We start from the raw sequence: 24,533 nt of genomic DNA, 5'->3' as shown, positions 1-24,533 counted from the left end.
CCCGCGCCGCGACAGGTAACCCCTGTCGCGGCGTTTTGCCATTTGATTCGCCGTTTCGATGAAGACGGCGTCGATTTATCTATTAAGGAGCGCATTCATGGCTGTTGGTCTTGGTCCGTTGCCAACGTTGCACCCGGTTGCCGGTTTTGAACTCGGTATCGCCTCGGCGGGCATCAAGCGCCCCGGGCGCAAGGATGTGGTGGTGATGCGTTGCGCCGAGGGTTCGACGGTCGCGGGCGTGTTTACCCTCAATGCGTTCTGCGCCGCGCCGGTGATCCTGGCCAAGCAACGCGTGCAGGGACCGGTGCGTTACCTGCTGACCAACACCGGTAACGCCAATGCCGGCACCGGCGCGTCAGGCCTGGCCGCTGCCGAGCGCACCTGCGCCAAGCTGGCTGAACTGACGGGCGTCGACGCCAACCAGGTACTGCCTTACTCCACCGGTGTAATCGGCGAACCACTGCCGGTGGAGAAAATCGAAGGCGCGTTGCAAGCCGCCCTTGATGACCTCTCGGAAAACAACTGGGCCGCCGCCGCCACCGGCATCATGACCACTGACACCCTGCCCAAGGGCGCGAGCCGCCAGTTCCAGCACGACGGCGTCACCGTCACGGTCACCGGCATCAGCAAAGGCGCCGGCATGATCCGCCCGAACATGGCGACCATGCTCGGCTACATCGCCACCGACGCCAAGGTTTCGCGCCAGGTGCTGCAAGACCTGATGCTCGACGGCGCCAACAAGTCGTTCAACCGCATCACCATCGACGGCGACACGTCTACCAATGACTGCTGCATGCTGATCGCCACTGGCAAGGCCAACCTGCCGCAGATCACCGAGGCCAGCGGCCCGCTGTTCATGGCCCTCAAGCAGGCGGTGTTCGAAGTGTGCATGGAAGTGGCCCAGGCCATCGTCCGTGACGGCGAAGGCGCGACCAAGTTCGTGACCGTGCAGGTCAACGGCGGGGGCAATCACCAGGAATGTCTGGACGTCGGCTACACCGTGGCGCACTCGCCACTGATCAAGACCGCATTGTTCGCCTCCGACCCGAACTGGGGCCGTATCCTCGCCGCTGTCGGCCGTGCCGGCGTGCCTGAGCTGGACGTGAGCAAGATCGACGTGTTCCTTGGCGAAGTGTGCATCGCCAGCCAGGGCGCCCGCGCCGCAACCTACACCGAAGCCCAGGGCGCGGCCGTGATGCAGCAGGAAGAGATCACTATCCGCATCGAGCTGGGACGGGGTGATTGCAGCGAAACCATCTGGACCACTGACCTGTCCCACGAGTACGTAAAGATCAACGCTGAGTATCGGACTTAATACCGAGGCGCTCCTATCGCGAGCAAGCTCGCTCCCACAGGGCAACAGTGTCGTTCGTGTGGGAGCGAGCTTGCTCGCGATGGGCCGGAACCGACTCCATCAACGCTGAGGAATAGCGCGGTGAAACGAATCCACGTAGCGGCGGCGGTCATTCGCGATGCCGCCAGCAGAATCCTGATCGCCCGGCGGGCCGATACCCAGCACCAAGGTGGCCTGTGGGAGTTTCCTGGCGGCAAGGTCGAGGCGGATGAATCCGTCGAGATCGCCCTGGCACGGGAGCTTCATGAAGAATTGGGCATCGTTGTCGGCGCCGCTCGGCCGCTGATCAAGGTGCGTCATGACTACCCGGATAAGCAGGTGTTGCTGGACGTCTGGGAAGTCTCGGCGTTCAGTGGCGAGCCCCACGGTGCCGAAGGCCAGCCGTTGGCCTGGGTGACGGCTCGTGAGTTGACGAATTATGAATTTCCGGCGGCCAATCAGCCGATCGTCGCGGCGGCCCGTTTGCCCGGCGAGTACCTGATTACGCCCGAAGGCCTCGAAACGCCGGCCTTGCTGCGCGGCTTGCAGAAGGCGATCGGGGGTGGGATCAAGCTGGTCCAACTGCGCGCGCCCAACGGCTACGATCCGCAATACCGTGATCTGGCGGTGGACGCGGTGGGGCTGTGTGCCGGCAAGGCCCAGCTGATGCTCAAGGGGCCGTTCGAATGGCTGGGGGATTTCCCGTCGGCCGGCTGGCACATCACCGCCGCACAACTGCGCAAGCATGCGGCGGCCGGTCGACCGTTCGGCAAGGATCGCTGGCTGGCAGCCTCGTGCCATAACGCAGAAGAGCTGTCCCTGGCGCAGCAGATGGACGTGGATTTCGTGACGCTCTCGCCGGTGCAGCCGACCCAGACCCATCCCGATGCCAAGCCGCTGGGATGGGACGAAGCGGCGCGGTTGATCGAGGGCTTCGACAGGCCGGTCTACCTGTTGGGCGGAGTAGGGCCGGATGAGCGGCAAAAGGCATGGGACGCCGGGGCTCAGGGCGTGGCGGGGATTCGGGCGTTTTGGCCTGAGGCGTGAGAGTGTGGTGCAACAACTGACGCCATCGCGAGCAAGCTTGCTCCCACATTGGATTTTTGGCGGTCACAAAACCCCTGTGGGAGCGAGCTTGCTCGCGATGGCAGACTGACAGATCAGCTTCCAGGCTTGGCCGCCGCCTCCCAAAGTACCTCAGCCACCCCTTGGCGCCGGGCAATGAGCCGCGCGGCCACGAACAACAGATCCGACAACCGATTGATGTAGGCCAGCCCCGGCCCGGCCAGCGGCTCCACTGCGTTCAATTGCTGGCAACGACGCTCGGCGCTGCGGGCCATGCTTCGGCAGACGTGGGCTTGGGCGATCAGCGTCGAGCCGCCGGGTAGGATGAAGTTCTCCAGCGGACCCAATTCCTCGTTCCATCTGTCAATCGCCGCTTCCAGCCGTTCGACTTCCGCCACGTTAAGCGCTTGATAGGCGGGCATCGCCAATTCACCGCCCAGGTCGAACAAGCGGTGCTGACATGGCGCCAACACCGTGATGACGTCTTCCAGCGCGGGATGCCGGGCCGTTTCCTCGGCCAGACCGGCCAGCAACAGGCCCAACTGGCTGTTCAACGTATCCACTTCGCCGATCGCCTCGACCCGCGGGTGGTCCTTCGCCACGCGGCGACCATCCCCCAGCCCGGTTTCACCTTTGTCACCGGTGCGGGTGTAAATCTTCGACAGGCGAAAACCCATTGTTCAGCGCTCCACTTGCTTGTGTTCCTGGGCCACGATCGAAGTGCCCGCCAGCGGCAGGCGCAGGGTGAAGCAAGTGCCCTGGCCTGGCGCGGATTGCACTTCCATCTGGCCCTTGTGGTTGTTGGTGATGATGAAATACGAGACCGACAGCCCGAGGCCCGTGCCCTGGCCGATTTCCTTGGTGGTAAAGAACGGTTCGAAGGTGCGTTTGCGCACGTTCTCGCTCATGCCGATGCCATTGTCCTCGACCTGGATTTCCGCCCACGGTGGATTCAGCCGGGTACGCAGGATAATACGGCCGGGCTCGCCGTCGTCCTGGCGCTGATGGATGGCCTGGGCAGCGTTTTTCAGCAGGTTGAGCAACACCTGTTCCAGTTCGTTGGCGGTGCCGGGCACCGGCCCCAGGTTCGGGTCGAACTGACGGATGATGGCCTGGCCCTTGAAGTCGAAACCGATCGCCAGGTCGAAATCGTTGCCGGCAATCTCGACGGCCTGGTCGATCAAAGCGGGCAAGTCGCAGGGGGCCATCTGCCGGGTGCTGCGTCGACTGAAGCTGAGCATGTGGGTGACGATCTTCGCGGCCCGGGCACCGGCCTGCTGGATGCCGTCGAGCAGTTGCGGGATTTCCCGGCTCTCCAGGTAACGGTAGATCACCGGCAACTCGATGCCCAACTGCTCGGCCTGTTCGAGGTTCTTCGGCAGTTCCGCCGACAGGCGTCGGCGGATGTTCTGCACGTTGTGCAGGATCGCTCCAAGCGGATTATTGATCTCATGGGCCATGCCCGCCGCGAGGCCACCGACCGAGAGCATCTTCTCCGATTGCACCATCATTTCTTCCAGCGACAAGCGCTGGGTAATGTCATCGATACGGATCACCACGCCCCGCCCGGCACCGCCCATCAACGGATAGAACGTGAGGGCGTAGTGCCGGGCTTCGTCGTCCTTGGTCCAGGTGACACGTTCGATCTTGGCCACCGTGTGCTGTTCGACCGTCTGCTTGAGCTGTGGCAGATAGGGCTTGAGCGGTTCGAAGGCGAGGAAGATCGGCTGGTTCAGCGCTTCGTCCAATCGTGTGCCGGAGAGCGCGCTGGCTTCCTGGTTCCATTGGGTGACGTAGAGCTGTTCGTCGAGGGCGATCAGGGCCGACGGCATGGAGTCGATGATGCTGTTGAGGTAGTTCTGGAAGCCGGTGAGTTTTTTCTCGATCTTGCTGCGCACCTGGACTTCCAGTTCCAGCTTGCGGTTGGTGTGGCGGGTTTCCTCCGCCAGCCCCTGGGCCTGGTCATAGGCGGCCTGGGAATCGTCACGGGCTCGCTTGAGTTGCTGTTCGCGGGCTTCGATGCGCGACAGCATGGTGTTGAACGCCTCGGCCAGGCTGCCGATTTCGTCGTGGTTGCCCCGGGCGGCGCGCAGGGAATAGTTTTCCTCGCGGGTCACCTGGCGCGACAACTCTTCGAGCTGGTGGATCGGTTGGGTGATCAGCCGCTTGATCTGCTGGGCAATGACCAGCCACAGCAGCACGCTGAAGATGAGGATGCCGAGGCTGGCGGTCAACGTGCCGGTGTAGAACGCGGTGGGCAATTCGCTGCTGGCGACCAACAAGAGATGGCCCGGCGTGGTGCCGGGACGGGGCAGGGTAATGACCTGGTTGCTGCGGAACTCGCCGGCCTGCCAGGTTTGCATGTGGCGGAAATGTTCCGGCAGCCTGAGTTTTTCGCCCTGTTGCAGCTGGGCCAGCCGTTCGCCTTGTCCATCGTAGAGTGCCGCTGCTCGCAGCGGGGCGTAGCTGTTGAGCTCATCAAGCAGGCGTTGGGCGCTTTGCGGCGATTGCAGCGCGTCGGCGATCAGGCTCGGGTTGGCCACCAGCCGGCCAATGGTCTGCAACGCCTGGGGGGCCATGCTTTCCTGGGAAATGTAATAGGCCGCGCTGATGAAGGTCAGGTTGGCCACCAGCAAAACGGTGGTCAACAACACCAACAGGGCCGCCAGCAGTTTCTGGCCGACCGGTAGATTTTCAAGGCGCTGGCGCAATGGCATCGGACTCGTCGCTAACAAGGAACACGAGGGCCAGCGTAGCCGCTGCTCAGTCGCTGGGCAATCCAAGGTTGTGCAGGTGGGCGATCAGTCGCTCGCGCATTTGTCCGAGATGCGGCACCGCCACGCCATGCCGCTGGGCGACCGCGCAGGCATGGCCGAGCAGGTAGCTGATTTCGGTGCGCCGCTGGTTGGCGACGTCCTGGTACATCGAGGAATAATTGGCGGCGGTGGCCTGGATCACCCGTTCGACTTCCGTCTGCAAGTCTTCGGCCGCTGCAGGCTGGCCGCAGCGTTCAAGCAGGTCGGTGAGTTCGGCGCAAAGGGTCGCCACTTCGCAGCGGTGGTCCTGCAGGCCACCGTTCTTGCAATGGTGCAGTACCGTGAGTGGGTTGATCGCACAGTTGAGGGCCAGTTTGCGCCAAAGGCGGGTGAGGATATCGGCGCTCCATTCATGGGGGATGCCGGCGGCGGCCAAGTCATCCAGCCAGACCGGTGCCACCGGCTGGGCCGGATCGCCCAGCCAGGTGAAGCCGTGGCCGGCGAACACCACGCGCCAATCGCCATCGCGAAACGCGCCTTCGGTGCTGGAAGCGCTGATGCAGCGGGCCTGGGGCACGCGGTTCGCCACGGCGTCCTGGCTGCCGAGGCCGTTCTGCAACAGGATCAGTTCCGCCTCGGCGCCCAGTCGATGGGCAATCGAAGCCACGGCTGCTTCCGCGTCGTAGGCCTTGCACGCCAGGAGCAGCCGCTGAATAGGCTCGGTGCCTTGCGCGGTTTCGCCGGGCACCGGGTAACACTGCGCCTGGCCTTGTTCCACCAAGGTCAGGCCGCCGGCCTCGCGGTAAGCCTGCAACCGCTTTTCATTGCGCAGCACCAGCCGCACCGGCAGGCCGGCCCGGGCCAGGCGCGTCGCCCATAACGTGCCGAGGCTGCCGGCTCCCAGGACATGCCAGGTGGTGGACATCAGTTTTTTACTCGGTTTGGCGCAGGCATCTGAAGGGCTCGCGGTAACGGCGGGAAAAGACCCGTTATAATGAGCCCGATTTTAACCACAAGCCAAGTGCGCGCCTTTGTCATGAGCGCGCCTTTTTATTTGGAGAACACTACATGCCGTCATTCGACGTGGTATCCGAACTGGACAAGCACGAAGTCACCAACGCCGTTGAAAACGCCGTCAAGGAACTCGACCGTCGGTATGACCTCAAGGGCAAGGGCAGCTTCGAGTTCAAGGAAAAGGATCTGACTGTCAACCTGACCGCCGAGGCCGACTTCCAGCTCGAGGCGATGATCGAAATCCTCAAGCTGGCGCTGGTCAAGCGCAAGATCGATGTGCAGTGCCTTGAAGTCAAGGACGCCTACGCGTCGGGCAAGCTGATGAAGCAGGAAGCCGTGCTCAAGGAAGGCATCGACAAGGAACTGGCAAAGAAGATCGTTGCCCACATCAAGGACGCCAAGCTCAAGGTCCAGGCCGCCATCCAGGGCGAGCAGGTGCGGGTGACCGGCAAGAAGCGTGACGACTTGCAGGAAGCCATCGCCGCGCTGCGCGGCAAGGAGTTCGGCATGCCGCTACAGTTCAATAACTTCCGCGACTGACACCAGGCTGTTCGCAATGACAGTGGCCAGATGCTGCTCCCGCCGGTAAGGCAGCGACCCATCAAAAAGGCGCTGCTGGGTAACCAGCGGAGGCGATGTTTGGCCACACAGTGTTTGCACGGGTGTTGCGTGCAACGGGAAAAAGGAGAACACGATGGACTTGAACGCTGAAGTGGACCACCTGGTCAAGGCTTCCCAGGCTTGGATACCGATGATCATGGAGTACGGCAGTCGTGTACTGCTGGCAATCGTTACCCTGGCCATCGGTTGGTGGCTGATCAACAAGGTTACGCAGAAACTCGGGGCGCTTTTGGCTTTGCGCAACGCCGACCTCGCCTTGCAAGGGTTCATCGGTACTCTGGCAAACATCATCCTCAAGATATTGCTGATCGTCAGCGTCGCGTCGATGATTGGCGTGGAAACCACGTCGTTCGTAGCGGCCATTGGTGCGGCAGGCCTGGCGATTGGCCTGGCCTTGCAGGGCAGCCTGGCGAACTTCGCCGGCGGCGTGCTGATTTTGCTGTTCCGTCCGTTCCGCATTGGCGATTGGATCGAAGCCCAAGGCGTGGCCGGCACGGTCGACAGTATCCAGATATTCCACACGGTGCTGCGTACCGGTGACAACAAGACAGTTATCGTGCCGAACGGCAACCTGTCGAACGGCATCATCACCAACACCAATCGCCAGCCCACCCGCAAAGTCGTGTTCGACGTGGGCGTGGATTATCAGGCCGACCTGCAAAAGGCTCGGGAAGTATTGCTGGAGTTGGCCAAGGACGAGCGCGTATTGGCTGATCCTGCGCCAGAAGCGGTGATTTCGACCTTGGGCGATAGCTCGATCACGGTTTCCCTGCGTATCTGGGTCAAGACCGCGGATTACTGGAACGTGATGTTCATGCTTAACGAACAGGCGCGGGACCGCTTGAAGGAGGCGGGCATTGATATTCCGTTTCCGCAGCGGGTGATTCGGATGGTTCATGAATCCACGTCGGCGTAACCGCTTCGCTTGTCGGACCCGACCAGGCATCCAAAAGTAGCGAGCATAAAAAAGGCCCATCCGAAGATGGGCCTTTTTTTGATTACCGCAAACTGACTTTCGGCAATTACAGAACCGAAATCGGGTAGTCGACGATCAGGCGGAACTCTTTCACGTCGCCTTCGCCTTCGTCTTCGTTAGCGTAGTGCCAAGCTTGACGAATGCGGAAGGAGAGGTCTTTCGCTGGGCCAGACTGGACAACGTACTTGGCTTCGAAGTTGGTTTCGTTGTGCTTGCCGTTATTGCCGTACAGAGGGTTGCCGTCCTCGTCGCGGTATACGCTGTTAGCAGGCAGATCGGTACCATCAATGTCCCAACCCTTAACGTAGCGGGTCATGAAGCTCAGACCAGGAACGCCGTACTCAGCCATTTTCAGGTCATAACGGATCTGGGCAGATTTCTCGTTAGGCGCGTTGAAGTCGGAGTACTGGATGGAGTTGGCGAGGAAGATCGAGTCGCCGCCGCGGTTGTTCTTGCCCACGCCGATGTAGTCGAACGGCGTGTCGCCGTTGACCTTCTGGAAGGCCACGGTGATGGTGTGTGCTTTCAGGAACGAGAAAGCAGCTGCCAGGGAGAACGTCGTGTTGCTGATGTCACCGGCTTCGGCGCTGCCGGCATCGGTGGTGCGGTAGATGTTACCGTCCAGGTTCAACGACTGATCGCCACCCATTGGGATGGTGTAGTTCAGGTTGGCGTAGTACTGGTTCCAGATGTCTTCCAGCTTGGCGCCGTACAGCGATGCGCTCAGGTTGTCGCTGATCGCGTATTTGCCGCCCAGGTAGTCGATGGTGTTGGCTTCGACGCCAGCGTAGGTTGCGTACAGGCCGCCATTGCGGGAGTTACGATCCTGGCTGGTACCCGAGTAGAAGTGACCGGCTTCGAGGTCAAGGTCTTTGACTTCGCTGCTCTGCAGTTGGAAACCGCTGGCAGTTTGAGGAAGGATACGGGAACCGCCAACGGCAAACACTGGAGCAGTGCTTGGCTGCATGTCACCGACTTTCAGCTCGGTCTTGGAGACGCGGAATTTGATCGCTGCGCCGGCCTTGCCCTGGCTGTCGTTTACATCGCCATCGGCGTCGCGGCTCATGTTGCCGGTGCCGCCGGTGCCGTCGCCACCGTCCAGTTTCAACGCCAGGTAACCGAATGCATCGACGCCGACGCCAACAGTACCTTGGGTGTAGCCGGAGCTGAGGTTGCCCCAGATACCCTGGGTCCAGTCTTTCTGGTCGTTGCCACCGTTTTTGTTATCACGGTTGAAGTAATAGTTGCGCAGCAGCAAGTCGAACTTTGCGTCTTCGACAAAGCCTTTGGCTTCAGACTGGTCACTTACGAAAGGTGCGGCCGTAGCCATTTGAGTACTGGCTGCTGCAGCAACGGCCAGTGCGATCATGCTCCACTTCATCACGCGCATCGTGATTTGCTCCTTTGGTTTTAAGAGTACTGCCGTCCCACCTGTTTTATTATCTGGGCGGCTCTTTCTTTTTGTGTCGGCGCAAACTTATATCACGCCGACATTCTTTGGCGATACTTGCCCATTCAACCTTTCAGCTTCTTTACGACCATGTCGCCAATGGCTCGATCCATGTCGTAATTCAGCTGCTCCGAGGTAGGTGGAAGACAACTTCAAGTTGCTCTTTTTTCCACCATCGGCGTAAAGAGTCCATAAGTACAACGCTTGAAGCTCCTGAGGGCAGCCTTGCCACTTTAATTCTCATGCCTGCAGGTTTCGCGTCCGGCGATGCCCTGTAGGCGATATGGGCATGAATGCAACAAGCATGCACAAACCCGGTTTTCGTTCACATTTTTTTCACATTTTAGCTGCGGTTGCGGCGAAACCTCATGAAACCGGGCTCCAAAGGCCTTGTTTTAAATGGGGTTGACTGCTGGGCAGCTGACATGTTTGAAGCCGATAAACCTCGCGGGACAACCAAAAACGTTACCGGTTCACCCCGTCAGTGGGTAAAACACGGATGCCACGATCACAAAGCGTAGACGCATTGTGCTGTTTTGGTGCAAAAATTCTCAACGCTGGACGAAAAGAGAACAGCGCTTGTGCCAGCTAGCTGCAAAATGCGCTTTTACGATTCCGGGCGCCCGGTATTGGTGCGCAGTGAACGTTGCGCCGTTCACAGGTATGCTGGCGGCCTGCGTCCGGTGGCAGCCCGAAGGGCGTCGCATCGGGCCATCGATCAACGAGCGAGGAGTACGCCGGTGTTTGCCTTAGATCCACGATTGCAACAAGACACATTGCCCATCGGCGATTTCCCGCTGTGCCGCTTGCTCTTGTCCAATGACTCGAACTACCCGTGGTTCATCCTCGTGCCGCGACGGGAAAATATCAGTGAATTGTTTCAATTGGATGACGCTGATCAATCGCAGTTGTGGAAAGAAACCACGGCACTGGCTGAAACGCTCAAGGACTCGTTCGATGCCGACAAGCTGAATGTTGCAACCTTGGGTAACGTCGTCAGTCAATTGCACATGCATGTGATCGTACGCAAGCGAGAGGATGCCGCCTGGCCGGCGCCGGTCTGGGGCAAGCACCCGGCCCAGCCTTATGATGCCGGGCAGGTAGCGGCCATCCGCGAACGGTTGCGAGCGGTGTTGACCGATGATTTCAAGTTTCTGGAGGGCTGAGACCATGAATCTTGAAGAGCGCGTAACAGACCTGGAAAGCCGCCTGGCGTTTCAGGATGACACTATCCAGGCATTGAATGACGTGCTGGTGGAGCAGCAACGAGTCGTTGAGCGTTTGCAGCTGCAGATGGCGGCGCTACTCAAGCGCCAGGAGGAAATGGCCGGGCAGTTCGAATCCTTCGAGGAAGACGCGCCACCGCCGCATTACTGATCGGTCCGAACGGCAGTCGATAAAAAACCGCGAGCAGCCAGGCTGCGTCGCGGTTTTTTTACGCCCGGATCAGCGGCGCGGCAGCGCGGCGATCACGTCTTCGGCCTGTAGGCCCTTGTCGCGATGCATCACCGAGAACTCCACGCGTTGGCCTTCGACCAGAACGCGGTGGCCTTCGCCACGAATGGCCCGGAAATGCACAAAAATGTCATCGCCGGAGTCGCGGGAAATGAAGCCGAACCCCTTGGAAGTGTTGAACCACTTCACGGTGCCGGTATCGCGGTTGGACATGTCGTAGTTCTGTGATGCGGCCGCTGGCGACGACTTCTTGTAGAAGCTGACGGCCAGGTGCAGCAAGACAGCGAGCAATGCCGCGGCCAGGCTGGACAGGATGGCGGGTTGGCCACCGATTTCCGGCATGGGCGCCAGCAAGGACAGGGTTTGCAAGGCAACAGCCAGTACCAGCAAGCCGCTGACAAGGTTTTGCAGTTGATGACGTGGACCTTTGTTCCAGTAAGGGATGACGGGTGCCAGGGTCAGGTTGAGCAGGCCGAAAAAGGCCAGGTACAGCGCGTCGGGATGTTGCAGGTAAGGTGTGGCTTCGGAACCCAGGCTAGGGATGAAGGACAGCAGCAGGGCAGCTGCGCCCATTAGCAAGTGGACGATTTTCAACATTTTGATTGGCTCACGGTTAAGACAGATCACAAGGAAGAGCTGGTCGGGGGCGGTTCGCTCCAGAAATGAGAGGCGTAGGAACACGCACCCGGATCAGCCTATGCGCGACGCCCGGAAAAATAGGCGTAGCGACACACTGCCTATTTAACAGCAAAGCCGGGGCCTTCTCAAACGTGTTACAGAGGCGCGGCACGCTGTTCGTCGGCCAGGGGCATGGGAGGGACGCTTGCCGGCGACGGGCAATGGATGTTGAATTTTCACCGTCTTGCCGGAACCGTCCGACGTCCCGGCTTGTCGGTTCAGGATGGCTGGCGATTTGTCGCAGGCTATCGACGGCGACACCCGCTAGAGTGAATTCACCATCGTCAGGAGATCAACCATGGCAATTGATATCGGTATCAGCGAAGAAGATCGCAAGTCCATCGTCGACGGACTTTCGCGGCTGCTGTCGGACACCTACGTGCTGTACCTCAAGACCCACAACTTCCACTGGAACGTTACCGGGCCGATGTTCCGCACCTTGCACCTGATGTTCGAAGAACAATACAACGAGCTGGCGCTGGCGGTGGATTCGATCGCCGAGCGAATCCGTGCGCTCGGCTTCCCGGCGCCTGGCGCTTATTCGGTGTATGCGCGTTTGTCTTCCATCAAGGAGGAAGAGGGCGTACCGGCGGCAGAGGATATGATCCGGCAATTGGTCGAGGGGCAGGAAGCGGTGACGCGCACCGCTCGCGGTATCTTTCCTTTATTGGACAAGGTCAGCGACGAGCCCACCGCCGACCTGTTGACGCAGCGTATGCAGGTTCACGAAAAAACCGCGTGGATGTTGCGTTCGTTGCTGGAAGATCGCTAAGCCCCGGGCCGGCGATGGTGCTGCCGTTGGCGTCATCGCCCGCCACTGCGTGTAGGAACGCATGATTCATCGCCAGCGCCCTGTTGGCTTGTCCTACGTTGATGGTCAAAAAGTCATCTGGAACTGGCGATCCAGTTGAGCTTCCATAGCACCACAGATCGGTTGTTCCGACTGAGGTTCGTATGGCAAAGGAGTGTCAACGGTATGATCCAAGGAAAAGACCCCAGGGAAAGTGTGCGCGGACGACCGCAGTCCGTGAAGATCGACCCGTTCGTCAGTGGTTTTGACATGCAACTGGCGCGGCCGCTGGCCCGCTCCATCCGACTCAACGGATTCGCCACCTGCCTGCGGCTGGAGCAGGTCTATTGGGATATTCTCGGTGACCTGGCGCAGCTCAACAGCTGCTCCGTCAGCACCTTGCTGTCCCATGTGGACAGGGAGGTCCACCTGCGTCATGGCGGCGTGCGTAATTTCAGCGGGCTGGTGCGCGTTGTCTGCGTGGTTCACAGCCTGAAGGAAATGCACGGGAGTGATCCAGGTCTTGGCTGAACGATATTATCGGCAATGACTGTGCGGTCTTACGGCTGCACAGGCCGCATTTAATGGATATAATCCCGCTCTTTGCCGCAAAGCCGGGCTTTGCGTGAATAACCTGATCGCCGAGACAACCCCCATGCCGATGTACGACTATCAATGTGCTTCCTGTGGTCATCAGATGGAAGCCATTCAAAAAATCAGCGCGGCACCGCTGGTCGATTGCCCCGCCTGCCAGGCGCCGGAGCTGAAAAAGATGCTGTCCATGCCTGGTTTCCGCCTCGGCGGCACGGGCTGGTATGAAACCGACTTCAAGACCGGCGCCAAGAAGAACCTGGCCGGTGGCGACAAGGCTGACTGAGTTGAACACGCGCGGGTTCTTGCACGGGCAGGGCCTCCAACCGAATTTCGAATTACGAGAAGTGAAACCACTACCATGATGCGCAGCCATTATTGCGGCCAACTGAACGAAAGCCTGGAAGGTCAGGAAGTTACTCTTTGCGGATGGGTCCATCGTCGCCGTGACCATGGCGGGGTGATTTTCCTCGATATCCGTGATCGTGAAGGCCTGGCCCAGGTAGTGTTCGATCCTGACCGCGCCGAAACCTTCGCCACCGCCGACCGCGTGCGCAGCGAATACGTCGTCAAGATCACCGGCAAGGTGCGCCTGCGCCCGGCTGGCGCTGGCAACGCCAACATGGCGTCCGGCATGATCGAAGTGCTGGGCTACGAGCTGGAAGTGCTCAACGAGGCGGAAACCCCGCCGTTCCCGCTAAACGAATATTCCGACGTAGGCGAGGAAACCCGCCTGCGCTATCGTTTCATCGACCTGCGTCGTCCGGAAATGGCCGAGAAGCTGCGCCTGCGTTCGCGCATGACCACCAGCATCCGTCGTTACCTGGACGAGAACGGCTTCCTCGACGTCGAGACGCCGATCCTGACCCGCGCCACGCCGGAAGGCGCCCGCGATTACCTGGTGCCGAGCCGTACCCACCCCGGCAGCTTCTTCGCCTTGCCGCAATCGCCACAGCTGTTCAAGCAACTGCTGATGGTGGCCGGGTTCGATCGCTACTACCAGATCGCCAAGTGCTTCCGCGACGAAGACCTGCGTGCCGACCGTCAGCCTGAGTTCACCCAGATCGACATCGAGACCAGCTTTCTCGATGAAAAAGACATCATGGGCCTGACCGAAGGCATGATCCGCAACCTGTTCAAGGAAGTGCTGGACCTGGAATTCGGCGATTTCCCGCACATGACCTTCGAAGAAGCCATGCGCCGCTACGGTTCCGACAAGCCAGACCTGCGTATCCCGCTGGAGCTGGTGGACGTGGCCGATCAGCTCAAGGAAGTGGAGTTCAAGGTATTCAGCGGCCCGGCCAACGATCCGAAATGCCGTATCGCTGCCCTGCGCGTTCCCGGTGGCGCGAGCATGCCGCGCAAGCAGATCGACGACTACACCAAGTTCGTCGGCATCTACGGTGCCAAGGGCCTGGCCTACATCAAGGTCAACGAGCGCGCGGCGGGTGTCGATGGCCTGCAATCGCCGATCGTGAAAAATATCCCGCAGGACAACCTCAACGTGATCCTCGATCGCGTGGGCGCGGTCGATGGCGACATCGTGTTCTTCGGCGCCGACAAGGCCAAGATCGTCAGCGAAGCCTTGGGCGCATTGCGCATCAAGCTGGGTCACGACCTGAAGCTGCTGACCTGCGAGTGGGCTCCGCTGTGGGTCGTTGATTTCCCGATGTTCGAAGAAAACGACGACGGCAGCTTCTCCGCGCTGCACCACCCGTTCACCGCGCCGAAGTGCTCGCCACAAGAGCTGGAGGCCAACCCGGCCACCGCCCTGTCGCGTGCCTACGACATGGTCCTTAACGGCACCGAGCTGGGTGGCGGTTCGATCCGTATCCACCGCAAGGAAATGCAGCAGGCCGTGTTCCGCCTGTTGGGTATCGATGAAGCGGAACAGGAAGAGAAGTTCGGCTTCCTGCTGGACGCCTTGAAGTACGGCGCGCCGCCTCATGGTGGCCTGGCCTTCGGTCTGGATCGCCTGGTGATGCTGATGACCGGCGCCCAGTCGATCCGCGAAGTCATCGCGTTCCCGAAAACCCAGAGCGCGGCGGATGTCATGACCCAGGCGCCTGGCGTCGTGGATGCCAAGGCATTGCGCGAGTTGCACATTCGTCTGCGTGAACAGCCAAAGGCTGAGTAAGGCTGGCTCTTGAGAGGGCGCATCTTCGGATGCGCCTTTTCATTGGGGTCGATATTTTTGCTTGTCGGCTACCGCGCATGCGCGGGGGCGGGCAATGTTCCAGAGAAAAACCGGAGCGAGTTATGGCAGGTCATTCCAAGTGGGCGAACATCAAGCACCGCAAAGAACGTCAGGATGCCAAGAGAGGCAAGATCTTCACCAAGTGGATCCGTGAATTGACAGTCGCGGCCCGCCAGGGTGGCGGCGATCCGGGCTCCAACCCGCGCTTGCGCCTGGCATTGGACAAGGCCTTGGGCGCGAACATGAGTCGCGACATCATCGACCGAGCGATCGCCCGTGGCGCCGGTGCGACCGAGGCCGACAATGTCGAGGAGCTGACTTATGAAGGCTACGGCCCGGGCGGCGTGGCGGTGATGGTCGAATGCATGACCGACAACCGCAACCGCACCGCCGCGGCCGTGCGCCACGCATTCAGCAAATGCGGCGGCAACCTGGGCACTGACGGTTCGGTGGCTTATCTGTTCGAGCGCAAGGGGCAGATCAGCTTCGCGCCGGGTATTGATGAGGATGCCCTGACCGAAGCGGCCTTGGAGGCCGATGCCGATGATGTGGTCGGTCACGAGGACGGTTCGTTCGACGTGTTCACGTCGTTCGCCAGCTTCTATGCCGTGCGCAACGCCCTTGAGGCGGCCGGTTTCAAGCCTGCCGACGCGGAAATCGTGATGCAACCGACCACCAGCGCCGAACTCGACCTGGAAGGCGCCGAGAAAGTGCTCAAGCTGATCGACATGCTGGAAGACCTGGATGACGTGCAGAACGTTTATTCCAACGCTGATATTCCTGAGTCGGTGGCTGAACAACTCGGCTGATAGGTTCGTTGTAACTGCACGATCGTCAATGTGGGAGCGAGCTTGCTCGCGATAGCGGTAGATCACCCAACGCTATGTTTGCTGACCCGACGCCATCGCGAGCAAGCTCGCTCCCACAGGCCCAGGTAACCCCCTTCAAACCGCAGGCGTTATGACTTTAATCCTTGGTATCGACCCTGGTTCGCGCATCACCGGCTATGGCGTGGTTCGCGACACCGGTCGCGGCTGCGTGTACGTCGCCTCTGGTTGCATCCGCACCGGCGCGGGCGAGCTGCACGAGCGCTTGCAGATTGTTTATCGCGGCGTGCGCGAAGTCATCCAGACCTACGGTCCGGTGACGATGGGCATCGAAAAGGTTTTCATGGCCCGCAATGCCGACTCCGCCCTGAAGTTGGGGCAGGCCCGGGGGGCGGCCATTGTGGCGGGCGCCGAGGAAAGCCTGGAGATTGCCGAATACACGGCGACCCAGGTCAAGCAGGCGGTCGTCGGCACTGGCGCGGCGAACAAGGAGCAGGTGCAGATGATGGTGATGCACTTGTTGAAACTGGTCAGCAAGCCGCAGATAGACGCCTCTGACGCCCTGGCCATTGCCATTTGCCATGCCCACACCCGTTCCAGCCTGTTGCCCCATGGCCTGGGAACCGCACGCAGTCGTGGCGGGCGCCTGCGTCTCTGATAGCATCAGCGCTTCATTCATGAGCCCGAGCGAATTGCGCCTGTGTCGTCGGCCTTCTGCTCGTGTTGTTATTCGCCAGCCAGTGGCTGGCCAACGCCCAAGGATCTGAAACGTGATTGGACGCTTGCGCGGCACCCTGGCTGAAAAACAGCCGCCGCACCTGATTCTGGATGTAAACGGCCTGGGCTATGAGCTCGAGGTGCCGATGACCACGCTGTATCGCTTGCCGTCGGTCGGTGAGCCGCTGACGCTGCACACTCATCTGGTCGTGCGCGAGGATGCGCAGTTACTCTATGGCTTCGTCGGCAAACGCGAGCGCGATTTCTTCCGCGAGTTGATCCGTCTCAATGGTGTTGGCCCGAAACTGGCCCTGGCCTTGATGTCGAGCCTGGAAGTCGACGAGCTGATTCGTTGCGTGCAGTCCCAGGACACCTCGGCCTTGACCAAGGTGCCAGGGGTCGGCAAGAAAACCGCCGAGCGCCTGTTGGTGGAGCTCAAGGACCGCTTCAAGGCCTGGGAGGCGGTGCCGGCAATGTTCGCGCTCGTTCCGAACCAGCCGGATGCGCCCGCACCGGCAGCCAGTGCTGAAAACGATGCGGTCACCGCGCTGATATCCCTGGGCTACAAGCCTCAAGAAGCCAGCAAGGCGATCTCCGCGATCAAGGAAAAAGGCTTGAGTACCGAAGACATGATTCGCCGCGCCCTGAAGGGAATGATTTAAGTGATTGAAGCCGATCGTCTGATTGCCGCCACGGGCGCGCCCCGAGACCGCGAGGAAGTCCAGGACCGCGCGATTCGCCCCGTCAGCCTGGCCGACTATATCGGCCAGCCGACCGTGCGCGAGCAGATGGAGCTGTTCATCCAGGCAGCCCGTGGGCGCAGCGAATCGCTGGACCACACCCTGATCTTCGGCCCGCCGGGCCTGGGCAAGACCACCCTGGCCAATATCATTGCCCAGGAGATGGGCGTGTCGATCAAGAGCACGTCCGGGCCGGTGCTCGAGCGGCCAGGCGACCTTGCGGCGCTGCTGACCAATCTGGAGCCCCATGACGTGCTGTTCATCGACGAAATCCACCGGCTGTCGCCGATCGTCGAGGAAGTGCTGTACCCGGCCATGGAAGATTTTCAGCTCGACATCATGATCGGCGAGGGGCCTGCGGCGCGCTCCATCAAGCTCGACTTGCCACCTTTTACCCTGGTGGGCGCCACCACCCGCGCCGGCATGCTGACCAATCCGTTGCGGGACCGTTTCGGCATCGTCCAGCGCCTGGAGTTCTACAGCAACGCCGACCTGGCAACGATTGTCAGCCGCTCGGCTGGCATCCTCGGGTTACCGCTGGACCCGGACGGTGCGTACGAAGTCGCCCGGCGCGCCCGGGGTACACCGCGTATCGCCAACCGCCTGCTGCGTCGGGTCCGGGACTTTGCCGAAGTCCGGGCCAAGGGCCACATCACCAAGCCGATCGCGGACCTAGCCTTGAACCTGCTGGACATCGACGAGCGCGGTTTCGATCATCAGGACCGGCGCCTGCTGTTGACCATGATCGAGAAATTCGACGGTGGCCCAGTGGGCGTGGACAGCCTGGCGGCCGCCATCAGCGAAGAGCGTCACACCATTGAAGACGTGCTGGAACCCTACCTGATCCAACAAGGCTATATCATGCGCACCCCACGCGGGCGCGTGGTGACGCGTCATGCTTATCTGCACTTCGGCTTAAACATCCCGACACGAATGGGGGAGATGCCGGTGGTAGACGAGTTCCTCGATGCGGTAGACGATTGAGCGCGCGCTGTACGACGACTTTTTTTCAGTTCGTGCTGTCCCAGACCACGCCTGGAGCGTCAATGCGTTCGAGAATGAAAAAACAGTTGCCTGGCCGGATTGGCAACCTGAGGAGTAAGCACTAGAGTATGCGCGCGCAAAACGGGCTGGAGTCGTTCGTACATCGCTGTCGCGTTTATTACGAGGACACCGATGCCGGCGGCATCGTTTACTACGTCAATTACCTCAAGTTTATGGAACGGGCTCGAACCGAACGGCTGCGGGAACTGGGTTTCGCCCAATCCGCGCTGGCAGGGGAGGACCTGTTATTCGTCGTGCATTCCAGCGAAGCGCGCTACCACGCGCCGGCGCGACTGGACGACGAGCTTGTGGTGACTGCCGATGTCATCGAATTGAACCGCGTCAGCCTGCGCTTCAAGCAGCAGGTCAGGCGCGCTGCGGATAATGTGCTGCTCTGCGAAGGGCAGTTTTTGGTGGCCTGTGTGCGCACCCATAGTTTGAAACCCCGGGCCATTCCCGAAGCTCTACGCGCGGCCTTTGCCGGCGTGAGCGGCGCGGGTACACACTCAGAGCAGGAGATAAAGCGTGGAAGCTAACGTCGTCGACCATTCCTCCATGTGGAGCCTGGTCAGCAATGCCAGCGTCGTGGTGCAACTGGTAATGCTGACCCTGGTAGCCGCATCGGTGACCTCATGGATCATGATTTTTCAGCGCAGCAACATGCTGCGCGCCGGTCGCCGTGCCCTGGAGAGCTTCGAAGAGCGCTTCTGGTCCGGTATCGACCTGTCCAAGCTGTACCGCCAGGCCGGCAGCAACCCGGACCCGGATTCGGGCGTCGAGCAGATCTTCCGCGCCGGCTTCAAGGAGTTCTCCCGTCTGCGCCAGCAACCGGGCGTCGACCCTGAAGCGGTGATGGAAGGCGTGGCCCGTGCGATGCGCGTGGCCATCTCCCGCGAAGAAGAAAAGCTCGAACAAGGTTTGCCGTTCCTGGCGACCGTCGGTTCGGTCAGCCCGTATATCGGCCTGTTCGGTACCGTCTGGGGGATCATGAACTCCTTCCGTGGCCTGGCATCCGCCCAGCAAGCGACCCTGGCCACCGTGGCCCCGGGCATCGCCGAGGCACTGATCGCCACCGCCATCGGCCTGTTCGCGGCGATCCCGGCCGTTATCGCCTACAACCGTTTCGCTGCCCGCAGCGAAACGCTGACCAGCCGCTACTACACCTTCGCCGATGAATTCCAGGCGATCCTGCACCGCAAAGTGCACACCAGCGAAGAATAAGCAGGTATTTCCCGATGGCTTTAATCGCTCGAGCCCGAAACAAGCGCAAGCCGGTTGCCGAGATGAACGTGGTGCCCTACATCGACGTGATGCTGGTGCTGCTGGTCATCTTCATGGTGACCGCGCCCATGCTCAATCAGGGCGTGAAGGTCGATCTGCCCAAGGTTTCCAGCGAAGCCTTGCCGCAGGACAACAACACCCAGGTACTGACCATTTCGATCAAGGCTGACAAGACCTACTACTGGAATCTTGGCAGTGAAGTGGACACCGAGAAGCAGCAGGACCGGGCCATGACCTTGCCGCAGATGACCGACGCGGTGACCAAGATCATCAATGCCGGCAACAGCAATGGCAAGCGTACGCAGGTGTTCATTCGTGGCGACAAGACCGTCGACTACGGCGCCGTGATGGGCGCCATGGGCGGCCTGCAGAAAGCCGGGGTCGGTAATGTTGGCTTGATCACCGAGGCCCCCTGATGCAGCAACAGCGAGAGCCGTCCGCCTCGGAAAGCTACTTCTGGCCCAGTGTTCTGGCAATCGGCCTGCATGTGCTGGTGTTCGGCATGCTGTTTGTCAGCTTTGCCATGACCCCGGAGCTGCCGCCGGCCAAGCCGATCGTGCAGGCGACCCTGTACCAGCTCAAGTCAAAAAGCCAGGCCACCACGCAGACCAACCAGAAGCTTGCCGGCGAGGCGAAGAAATCCGCTGCGCGCCAGACCGAAGTCGAGCAGATGGAGCAGAAAAAGGTCGAGCAGGAAGCCGTAAGGGCAGCGGAACAAAAGAAAGAGGAAGCTGCTCAAAAGGCCGAAGAAGCGAAAAAGGCCGATGAGGCAAAAAAAGCGGACGAGGCTAAAAAGGCAGACGAAGCCAAGAAAGCCGATGACGCGAAGAAAGCCGCCGAGGCCAAGAAGGCAGAAGAGAAACAATTGGCTGATATAGCCAAGAAGAAAGCCGAAGAAGAAGCCAAGAAAGCCGCTGAAGAAGAGGCCAAGAAAGCGGCCGCTGAAGAAGCGAAGAAAAAGATTGTCGAGGACGCGAAGAAAAAAGCGGCCGAGGACGCCAAGAAGAAAGCTGAAGCTGAAGAGGCGAAGAAGAAAGTCGCCGAAGACGCGAAGAAGAAAGCCGCCGCCGACGCCGCCAAGAAAAAGGCCCAGGACGCAGCGCGTAAATCCGCCGAAGAGAAAAAGGCCCAGGCCCTGGCAGATTTGCTTTCCGACACGCCGGAACGCGAGCAGGCATTGGCCGACGAGCAGGGCGATGAAGTCGCCGGTAGCTTCGACGATCTGATTCGCGCCCGGGCGGCGGAAGGCTGGGCTCGTCCACCTTCGGCGCGCAAAGGCATGACAGTTGTATTGCAAATCGGCATGTTGCCCGACGGTACGGTTACCTCGGTCAGCGTAGCCAAGTCCAGTGGCGATGGTCCGTTCGACGCTTCGGCGGTCGCGGCGGTCAAGAACATTGGGCGGTTGACGGAAATGCAAGGGATGAAGCCGAGCGATTTTGCTCCGTATCGTTCGTTCAAGATGACATTCACACCTGAGGATCTAGCCTTGTGAGAAACCTTCTTCGATCAATGCTCGTCGTTATCTGCTGCTTGGCAGGGATAGCGGTAGCAGAGGAAAAGAACATCCTGGTCACCAGCGGCAGCGACCGGGCGACGCCGATCGCCGTCGTTCCGTTCGGTTGGCAGGGCGGCAGTGTCTTGCCGGATGACATGGCTGAGATCATCGGCAACGACCTGCGTAACTCCGGTTACTACGCGCCGATTCCGAAGCAGAACATGATCAGCCTGCCGACCCAGGCCAGCGAAGTCATCTACCGTGACTGGAAGGCGCTGGGCGCCCAGTACATCATGGTCGGCAGCATCGTTCCGGCGGGCGGTCGCCTGCAGGTGCAGTACGCCTTGTTCAACGTCGCCACCGAGCAGCAAGTGCTGACCGGCAGCGTATCGGGCAGTGTCGACCAACTGCGCGACATGGCCCACTACATCTCCGACCAGTCGTTCGAAAAACTCACCGGCATCAAGGGCGCGTTCTCTACCCGCATGCTTTACGTGACGGCCGAGCGCTTCTCCGAGAACAACACCCGCTACACCCTGCAACGCTCCGACTATGACGGCGCGCGCGCGGTGACCTTGCTGCAATCGCGCGAGCCGATCCTGTCGCCGCGTTTTGCCCCCGATGGCAAGCGCATCGCCTACGTATCGTTCGAGCAGAAGCGTCCGCGTATCTTCGTGCAACACATCGACACCGGTCGCCGTGAGCAGATCACCAACTTCGAAGGCCTGAACGGCGCGCCAGCCTGGTCGCCGGACGGTTCGCGCCTGGCATTCGTACTGTCCAAGGACGGCAACCCGGACGTCTACGTGATGAACCTGGCTTCGCGCTCGATCTCGCGCGTGACCAATGGCCCTGGCATCAACACCGAACCGTTCTGGGGCAAGGATGGTTCGACCATCTACTTCACCTCCGACCGCGGTGGCAAGCCACAGATCTACAAGACCAGCGCCGGTGGCGGTGGTGCCGAGCGCGTGACTTTCGTAGGCAACTACAACGCCAACCCTAAATTGTCGGCGGACGAAAAGACTCTGGTGATGATCCATCGCCAGGACGGTTTCACCAATTTCAAGGTGGCGGCCCAGGATTTGCAGCGCGGTAGCGTAAAAATCCTAACTGATAGCACTCTGGACGAGTCACCTACTGTTGCGCCCAACGGCACCATGGTAATCTACGCCACCCGCCAGCAGGGCCGGGGAGTCTTGATGCTCGTGTCCATTAATGGACGCGTGAGGCTCCCGCTTCCTACCGCTCAAGGCGAAGTCAGAGAACCGTCCTGGTCCCCTTACCTGAACTGACGCGGCGCAATACGTTTTACTTAACACACTGGGGTTCATTAGGAGTTTCACGATGGAAATGCTGAAGTTTGGTAAATTTGCTGCGCTGGCTCTGGCCATGGCTGTAGCTGTAGGTTGCTCGTCCAAAGGCGGCGACAACGCCGGTGAAGGCGCTGTTGATCCAAACGCTGGTTACGGCGCTAACACTGGTGCAGTTGACGGCTCCCTGAGCGAAGAAGCTGCTCTGCGCGCAATCACCACCTTCTACTTCGAATACGACAGCTCGGACCTGAAGCCAGAAGCCATGCGCGCTCTGGACGTTCACGCCAAAGACCTGAAAGGTAACGGCGCTCGCGTTGTTCTGGAAGGCAACACCGACGAACGTGGTACTCGTGAGTACAACATGGCACTGGGCGAGCGTCGTGCGAAAGCCGTTCAACGCTACCTGGTTCTGCAAGGTGTTTCCCCAGCTCAGCTGGAACTGGTTTCCTACGGCGAAGAGCGTCCAGTTGCTACCGGCAACGACGAGCAGTCCTGGGCTCAAAACCGTCGCGTCGAACTGCGTAAGTAATTCGTCATGCGAACGTGCCGTCGTGCTGTAACTGTCCTGGCTCTCAGCCTCGCGCCGCTTGCGGCGTGGGCTGCGGTTCCTGTGGTCGATAACGACTCCGGCTATAACAATAGCGGGAGCAGCTATCCGCCTGCGGGTTACGGTACGAACGGCGCCTATGCCGGGGGAGGGGTTTCGGCCCCTGTCTCGGCACAGGGCGAGCTGTTCAACCAACTGCAGCAAATGCAGGATCAACTGTCACGCCAACAAGGCGCGATTGAAGTTCTGCAAAATGAAGTGTCGCGCATGAAGCAGGAAAGCCTGGAGCGATACCAGGATCTTGATCGGCGCATAGGAAGCGGCGTTGCACCTGCCGCGACTCCTGAGAATTCTCCAGCCGGTGGCGACTTGAACGCCCCCGGTGCAGCCGCAGGCGCTGGGGCTAGCGCTCCAGCAGCACCAGCAGCCGGTGGCGAACCGGCAGATCCGGCGAAGGAAAAGCTCTATTACGATGCTGCCTTCGACCTGATCAAGGCCAAGGATTTCGACAAGGCCAGCCAGGCCTTTACCGCTTTCCTGCGCAAATACCCCAACAGTCAATATTCGGGTAACGCCCAATACTGGCTGGGCGAAGTGAACCTGGCCAAGGGCGACCTGCAAGGCGCCGGCCAGGCGTTCGCCAAGGTTTCGCAGCTGTATCCCAAGCACGCCAAGGTGCCGGATTCGCTGTACAAGCTCGCTGACGTAGAACGCCGCCTCGGTCACACCGACAAGGTCAAGGGCATTCTGCAGCAGGTGGTGGCCCAGTATCCGGGGACTTCCGCCGCCCAGTTGGCCCAGCGTGATCTGCAACGCATGTAAGGCTGTTTGACCTACTTTGAAGAAACCCGCGCCTGTCGCGGGTTTTTTCGTTAGAATTCACGCCCTTTTTATGAAACACGCTTCCTGGGATCTACGCGTTGGCGGGGTTCCTCGAAGTGCCTGACGGAGGCGGACAGCCTGTTTAGCTGTTACGCCCGTGGCGACTATGCAAGACACATTGAGAATTACCGAAGTTTTTTACTCTTTGCAGGGTGAAACGCGAACGGCCGGGCTGCCCACTGTTTTTGTGCGCCTCACCGGCTGCCCGTTGCGTTGCCAGTACTGCGACAGCGCCTATGCCTTCAGCGGCGGCACAATGCGAACCCTCGACGATCTTCTCGAACAAGTGGCCGGCTTCCGTCCGCGCTATGTTTGCGTCACTGGGGGCGAGCCATTGGCGCAGCCCAATGCCATCCCTTTGCTCAAGCAGTTGTGCGACGCTGGCTATGAGGTCTCCCTGGAAACAAGCGGTGCGCTGGATATCTCGGCGGTCGATCCCCGCGTCAGTCGCGTCGTGGACCTCAAGACGCCTGGTTCCAAGGAAGCCCATCGCAACCGCTACGAGAACATTGAACTGTTGACCCGCAACGACCAGGTCAAGTTTGTCATCTGCTCCCGGGAAGACTATGACTGGGCGGTGTCCAAGCTGATCCAGCATGGACTCGACCAGCGAGCCGGCGAGGTGCTGTTTTCGCCAAGTCATCACGACCTCAATGCGCGGGATCTGGCGGATTGGGTGGTGGCGGACAATTTGCCGGTGCGCCTGCAATTGCAGTTGCATAAATATCTTTGGAACGACGAGCCGGGGCGCTGAC

The 24,533-nt window shown here is 60.3% G+C and carries 27 protein-coding genes; 22 read left to right on the top strand and 5 right to left on the bottom strand.

Annotated features, from left to right (window positions below):
- The first annotated feature begins 97 nt into the window (after positions 1-97).
- Together argJ and M1D68_RS19780 are read left to right on the top strand one after the other, a co-directional pair.
- Positions 98-1,315 (top strand): bifunctional glutamate N-acetyltransferase/amino-acid acetyltransferase ArgJ, encoded by a 1,218-nt coding sequence (gene argJ / locus M1D68_RS19785; protein ID WP_457968073.1) that lies wholly within the window; start codon positions 98-100, stop codon positions 1,313-1,315.
- Positions 1,316-1,435: 120 nt separating this feature from the next.
- Positions 1,436-2,380, top strand: coding sequence for a Nudix family hydrolase (locus tag M1D68_RS19780; RefSeq protein ID WP_420765267.1), 945 nt, complete (start codon positions 1,436-1,438; stop codon positions 2,378-2,380).
- Between the two features lie 113 nt (positions 2,381-2,493).
- Here the strand turns inward: M1D68_RS19780 and M1D68_RS19775 are convergent, their stop codons facing one another.
- Genes M1D68_RS19775 through M1D68_RS19765 form a run of 3 tightly spaced genes read right to left on the bottom strand, consistent with a single transcriptional unit; the run spans position 2,494 to position 6,079 of the window.
- Complete coding sequence (locus M1D68_RS19775) at positions 2,494-3,075, bottom strand: cob(I)yrinic acid a,c-diamide adenosyltransferase (protein ID WP_457968072.1); 582 nt, start codon at positions 3,073-3,075, stop codon at positions 2,494-2,496.
- A gap of 3 nt (positions 3,076-3,078) precedes the next feature.
- A complete protein-coding gene (locus tag M1D68_RS19770) occupies positions 3,079-5,115 on the bottom strand; it encodes a sensor histidine kinase (protein ID WP_434648736.1) in 2,037 nt (678 codons plus the stop codon).
- Positions 5,116-5,161: 46 nt separating this feature from the next.
- Positions 5,162-6,079, bottom strand: coding sequence for a putative 2-dehydropantoate 2-reductase (locus tag M1D68_RS19765; protein WP_434675952.1), 918 nt, complete (start codon positions 6,077-6,079; stop codon positions 5,162-5,164).
- Positions 6,080-6,222: 143 nt separating this feature from the next.
- Here M1D68_RS19765 and M1D68_RS19760 point away from each other — a divergent pair, with 143 nt between their 5' ends.
- Together M1D68_RS19760 and M1D68_RS19755 are read left to right on the top strand one after the other, a co-directional pair.
- Entirely contained in the window at positions 6,223-6,708 is a 486-nt protein-coding gene (locus M1D68_RS19760) for a YajQ family cyclic di-GMP-binding protein (RefSeq protein WP_003205057.1), read from the top strand.
- 154 nt (positions 6,709-6,862) lie between these two features.
- Positions 6,863-7,705, top strand: a complete 843-nt coding sequence (locus M1D68_RS19755; protein ID WP_420765263.1) for a mechanosensitive ion channel family protein — start codon at positions 6,863-6,865, stop codon at positions 7,703-7,705.
- Positions 7,706-7,811: 106 nt separating this feature from the next.
- Here the strand turns inward: M1D68_RS19755 and M1D68_RS19750 are convergent, their stop codons facing one another.
- Entirely contained in the window at positions 7,812-9,155 is a 1,344-nt protein-coding gene (locus M1D68_RS19750) for an OprD family porin (protein ID WP_457968071.1), read from the bottom strand.
- 800 nt (positions 9,156-9,955) lie between these two features.
- On the opposite strand from M1D68_RS19750, the gene M1D68_RS19745 reads away from it, so the two are divergent.
- Positions 9,956-10,381, top strand: a complete 426-nt coding sequence (locus M1D68_RS19745; protein ID WP_420765261.1) for an HIT family protein — start codon at positions 9,956-9,958, stop codon at positions 10,379-10,381.
- Between the two features lie 4 nt (positions 10,382-10,385).
- Positions 10,386-10,592: a SlyX family protein gene (locus M1D68_RS19740; RefSeq protein WP_420765260.1), complete on the top strand. Its 207-nt coding sequence runs from the start codon at positions 10,386-10,388 to the stop codon at positions 10,590-10,592.
- A 69-nt stretch (positions 10,593-10,661) separates the two neighbouring features.
- Here M1D68_RS19740 and M1D68_RS19735 read toward each other — a convergent pair whose 3' ends face one another.
- Positions 10,662-11,267, bottom strand: coding sequence for a cold shock domain-containing protein membrane protein (locus tag M1D68_RS19735; RefSeq protein ID WP_420765259.1), 606 nt, complete (start codon positions 11,265-11,267; stop codon positions 10,662-10,664).
- A 379-nt stretch (positions 11,268-11,646) separates the two neighbouring features.
- Between M1D68_RS19735 and M1D68_RS19730 the strand changes: the two genes are divergently transcribed.
- The 16 genes from M1D68_RS19730 to queE all read left to right on the top strand — a co-directional run bounded on the left by M1D68_RS19730 (position 11,647) and on the right by queE (position 24,532).
- Positions 11,647-12,120 carry a Dps family protein gene (locus M1D68_RS19730; RefSeq protein WP_039591690.1) on the top strand — a complete coding sequence of 158 codons (474 nt, stop codon included), beginning with the start codon at positions 11,647-11,649 and terminating at the stop codon, positions 12,118-12,120.
- A 204-nt stretch (positions 12,121-12,324) separates the two neighbouring features.
- Positions 12,325-12,669, top strand: coding sequence for a ribbon-helix-helix domain-containing protein (locus M1D68_RS19725; RefSeq protein ID WP_434560329.1), 345 nt, complete (start codon positions 12,325-12,327; stop codon positions 12,667-12,669).
- Between the two features lie 124 nt (positions 12,670-12,793).
- Positions 12,794-13,015 carry an FmdB family zinc ribbon protein gene (locus M1D68_RS19720; protein WP_003178589.1) on the top strand — a complete coding sequence of 74 codons (222 nt, stop codon included), beginning with the start codon at positions 12,794-12,796 and terminating at the stop codon, positions 13,013-13,015.
- Between the two features lie 75 nt (positions 13,016-13,090).
- On the top strand, positions 13,091-14,866 hold the full coding sequence (gene aspS, locus M1D68_RS19715; RefSeq protein ID WP_420765257.1) for an aspartate--tRNA ligase: 1,776 nt from the start codon (positions 13,091-13,093) through the stop codon (positions 14,864-14,866).
- A 122-nt stretch (positions 14,867-14,988) separates the two neighbouring features.
- Positions 14,989-15,735: a YebC/PmpR family DNA-binding transcriptional regulator gene (locus M1D68_RS19710; protein ID WP_434560327.1), complete on the top strand. Its 747-nt coding sequence runs from the start codon at positions 14,989-14,991 to the stop codon at positions 15,733-15,735.
- 151 nt (positions 15,736-15,886) lie between these two features.
- Positions 15,887-16,411, top strand: coding sequence for a crossover junction endodeoxyribonuclease RuvC (ruvC, locus tag M1D68_RS19705; RefSeq protein ID WP_024776477.1), 525 nt, complete (start codon positions 15,887-15,889; stop codon positions 16,409-16,411).
- Between the two features lie 112 nt (positions 16,412-16,523).
- A complete protein-coding gene (gene ruvA / locus M1D68_RS19700) occupies positions 16,524-17,132 on the top strand; it encodes a Holliday junction branch migration protein RuvA (protein ID WP_039591695.1) in 609 nt (202 codons plus the stop codon).
- Positions 17,133-18,194, top strand: coding sequence for a Holliday junction branch migration DNA helicase RuvB (gene ruvB, locus M1D68_RS19695; RefSeq protein ID WP_175363048.1), 1,062 nt, complete (start codon positions 17,133-17,135; stop codon positions 18,192-18,194).
- A gap of 128 nt (positions 18,195-18,322) precedes the next feature.
- Positions 18,323-18,790, top strand: coding sequence for a tol-pal system-associated acyl-CoA thioesterase (gene ybgC / locus M1D68_RS19690; protein WP_457968070.1), 468 nt, complete (start codon positions 18,323-18,325; stop codon positions 18,788-18,790).
- Positions 18,780-19,475 carry a protein TolQ gene (gene tolQ / locus M1D68_RS19685; protein WP_030140798.1) on the top strand — a complete coding sequence of 232 codons (696 nt, stop codon included), beginning with the start codon at positions 18,780-18,782 and terminating at the stop codon, positions 19,473-19,475. Before ybgC ends, tolQ begins: the two co-directional genes overlap by 11 nt.
- 23 nt (positions 19,476-19,498) lie before the next feature.
- The gene (tolR, locus tag M1D68_RS19680) at positions 19,499-19,951 is read left to right on the top strand and encodes a protein TolR (protein WP_162254906.1); all 453 of its coding nucleotides are present in this window, start codon (positions 19,499-19,501) and stop codon (positions 19,949-19,951) included.
- Complete coding sequence (tolA, locus tag M1D68_RS19675; protein WP_045156747.1) at positions 19,951-21,030, top strand: cell envelope integrity protein TolA; 1,080 nt, start codon at positions 19,951-19,953, stop codon at positions 21,028-21,030. The genes tolR and tolA overlap by 1 nt, the downstream gene beginning before the upstream one ends.
- Positions 21,027-22,328 carry a Tol-Pal system beta propeller repeat protein TolB gene (gene tolB / locus M1D68_RS19670; protein ID WP_039591701.1) on the top strand — a complete coding sequence of 434 codons (1,302 nt, stop codon included), beginning with the start codon at positions 21,027-21,029 and terminating at the stop codon, positions 22,326-22,328. Before tolA ends, tolB begins: the two co-directional genes overlap by 4 nt.
- 52 nt (positions 22,329-22,380) lie before the next feature.
- On the top strand, positions 22,381-22,878 hold the full coding sequence (gene pal, locus M1D68_RS19665; protein WP_042121796.1) for a peptidoglycan-associated lipoprotein Pal: 498 nt from the start codon (positions 22,381-22,383) through the stop codon (positions 22,876-22,878).
- A gap of 6 nt (positions 22,879-22,884) precedes the next feature.
- Positions 22,885-23,718: a tol-pal system protein YbgF gene (ybgF, locus tag M1D68_RS19660; protein ID WP_457968069.1), complete on the top strand. Its 834-nt coding sequence runs from the start codon at positions 22,885-22,887 to the stop codon at positions 23,716-23,718.
- A gap of 166 nt (positions 23,719-23,884) precedes the next feature.
- The gene (gene queE, locus M1D68_RS19655; protein ID WP_420765253.1) at positions 23,885-24,532 is read left to right on the top strand and encodes a 7-carboxy-7-deazaguanine synthase QueE; all 648 of its coding nucleotides are present in this window, start codon (positions 23,885-23,887) and stop codon (positions 24,530-24,532) included.
- The last annotated feature ends 1 nt before the right edge of the window (position 24,533 follow it).

This window comes from Pseudomonas sp. R4-84 (assembly GCF_054130985.1).
The sequence above is the reverse complement of the archived record's forward strand: the minus strand, read 5'-3'. Positions and strand labels throughout refer to the sequence as shown.

Coding starts and splice junctions, on each gene's coding strand:
- queE (WP_420765253.1), top strand. CDS start 23,885: ATGCAAGACACATTGAGAATTACCGAAGTTTTTTACTCTTTGCAGGGT.
- M1D68_RS19765 (WP_434675952.1), bottom strand. CDS start 6,079: ATGTCCACCACCTGGCATGTCCTGGGAGCCGGCAGCCTCGGCACGTTA.
- M1D68_RS19730 (WP_039591690.1), top strand. CDS start 11,647: ATGGCAATTGATATCGGTATCAGCGAAGAAGATCGCAAGTCCATCGTC.
- pal (WP_042121796.1), top strand. CDS start 22,381: ATGGAAATGCTGAAGTTTGGTAAATTTGCTGCGCTGGCTCTGGCCATG.
- aspS (WP_420765257.1), top strand. CDS start 13,091: ATGATGCGCAGCCATTATTGCGGCCAACTGAACGAAAGCCTGGAAGGT.
- M1D68_RS19740 (WP_420765260.1), top strand. CDS start 10,386: ATGAATCTTGAAGAGCGCGTAACAGACCTGGAAAGCCGCCTGGCGTTT.
- M1D68_RS19755 (WP_420765263.1), top strand. CDS start 6,863: ATGGACTTGAACGCTGAAGTGGACCACCTGGTCAAGGCTTCCCAGGCT.
- ybgC (WP_457968070.1), top strand. CDS start 18,323: ATGCGCGCGCAAAACGGGCTGGAGTCGTTCGTACATCGCTGTCGCGTT.
- M1D68_RS19720 (WP_003178589.1), top strand. CDS start 12,794: ATGCCGATGTACGACTATCAATGTGCTTCCTGTGGTCATCAGATGGAA.
- M1D68_RS19710 (WP_434560327.1), top strand. CDS start 14,989: ATGGCAGGTCATTCCAAGTGGGCGAACATCAAGCACCGCAAAGAACGT.
- ybgF (WP_457968069.1), top strand. CDS start 22,885: ATGCGAACGTGCCGTCGTGCTGTAACTGTCCTGGCTCTCAGCCTCGCG.
- M1D68_RS19760 (WP_003205057.1), top strand. CDS start 6,223: ATGCCGTCATTCGACGTGGTATCCGAACTGGACAAGCACGAAGTCACC.
- tolA (WP_045156747.1), top strand. CDS start 19,951: ATGCAGCAACAGCGAGAGCCGTCCGCCTCGGAAAGCTACTTCTGGCCC.
- M1D68_RS19750 (WP_457968071.1), bottom strand. CDS start 9,155: ATGCGCGTGATGAAGTGGAGCATGATCGCACTGGCCGTTGCTGCAGCA.
- argJ (WP_457968073.1), top strand. CDS start 98: ATGGCTGTTGGTCTTGGTCCGTTGCCAACGTTGCACCCGGTTGCCGGT.
- ruvC (WP_024776477.1), top strand. CDS start 15,887: ATGACTTTAATCCTTGGTATCGACCCTGGTTCGCGCATCACCGGCTAT.
- M1D68_RS19725 (WP_434560329.1), top strand. CDS start 12,325: ATGATCCAAGGAAAAGACCCCAGGGAAAGTGTGCGCGGACGACCGCAG.
- M1D68_RS19775 (WP_457968072.1), bottom strand. CDS start 3,075: ATGGGTTTTCGCCTGTCGAAGATTTACACCCGCACCGGTGACAAAGGT.
- M1D68_RS19770 (WP_434648736.1), bottom strand. CDS start 5,115: ATGCCATTGCGCCAGCGCCTTGAAAATCTACCGGTCGGCCAGAAACTG.
- M1D68_RS19735 (WP_420765259.1), bottom strand. CDS start 11,267: ATGTTGAAAATCGTCCACTTGCTAATGGGCGCAGCTGCCCTGCTGCTG.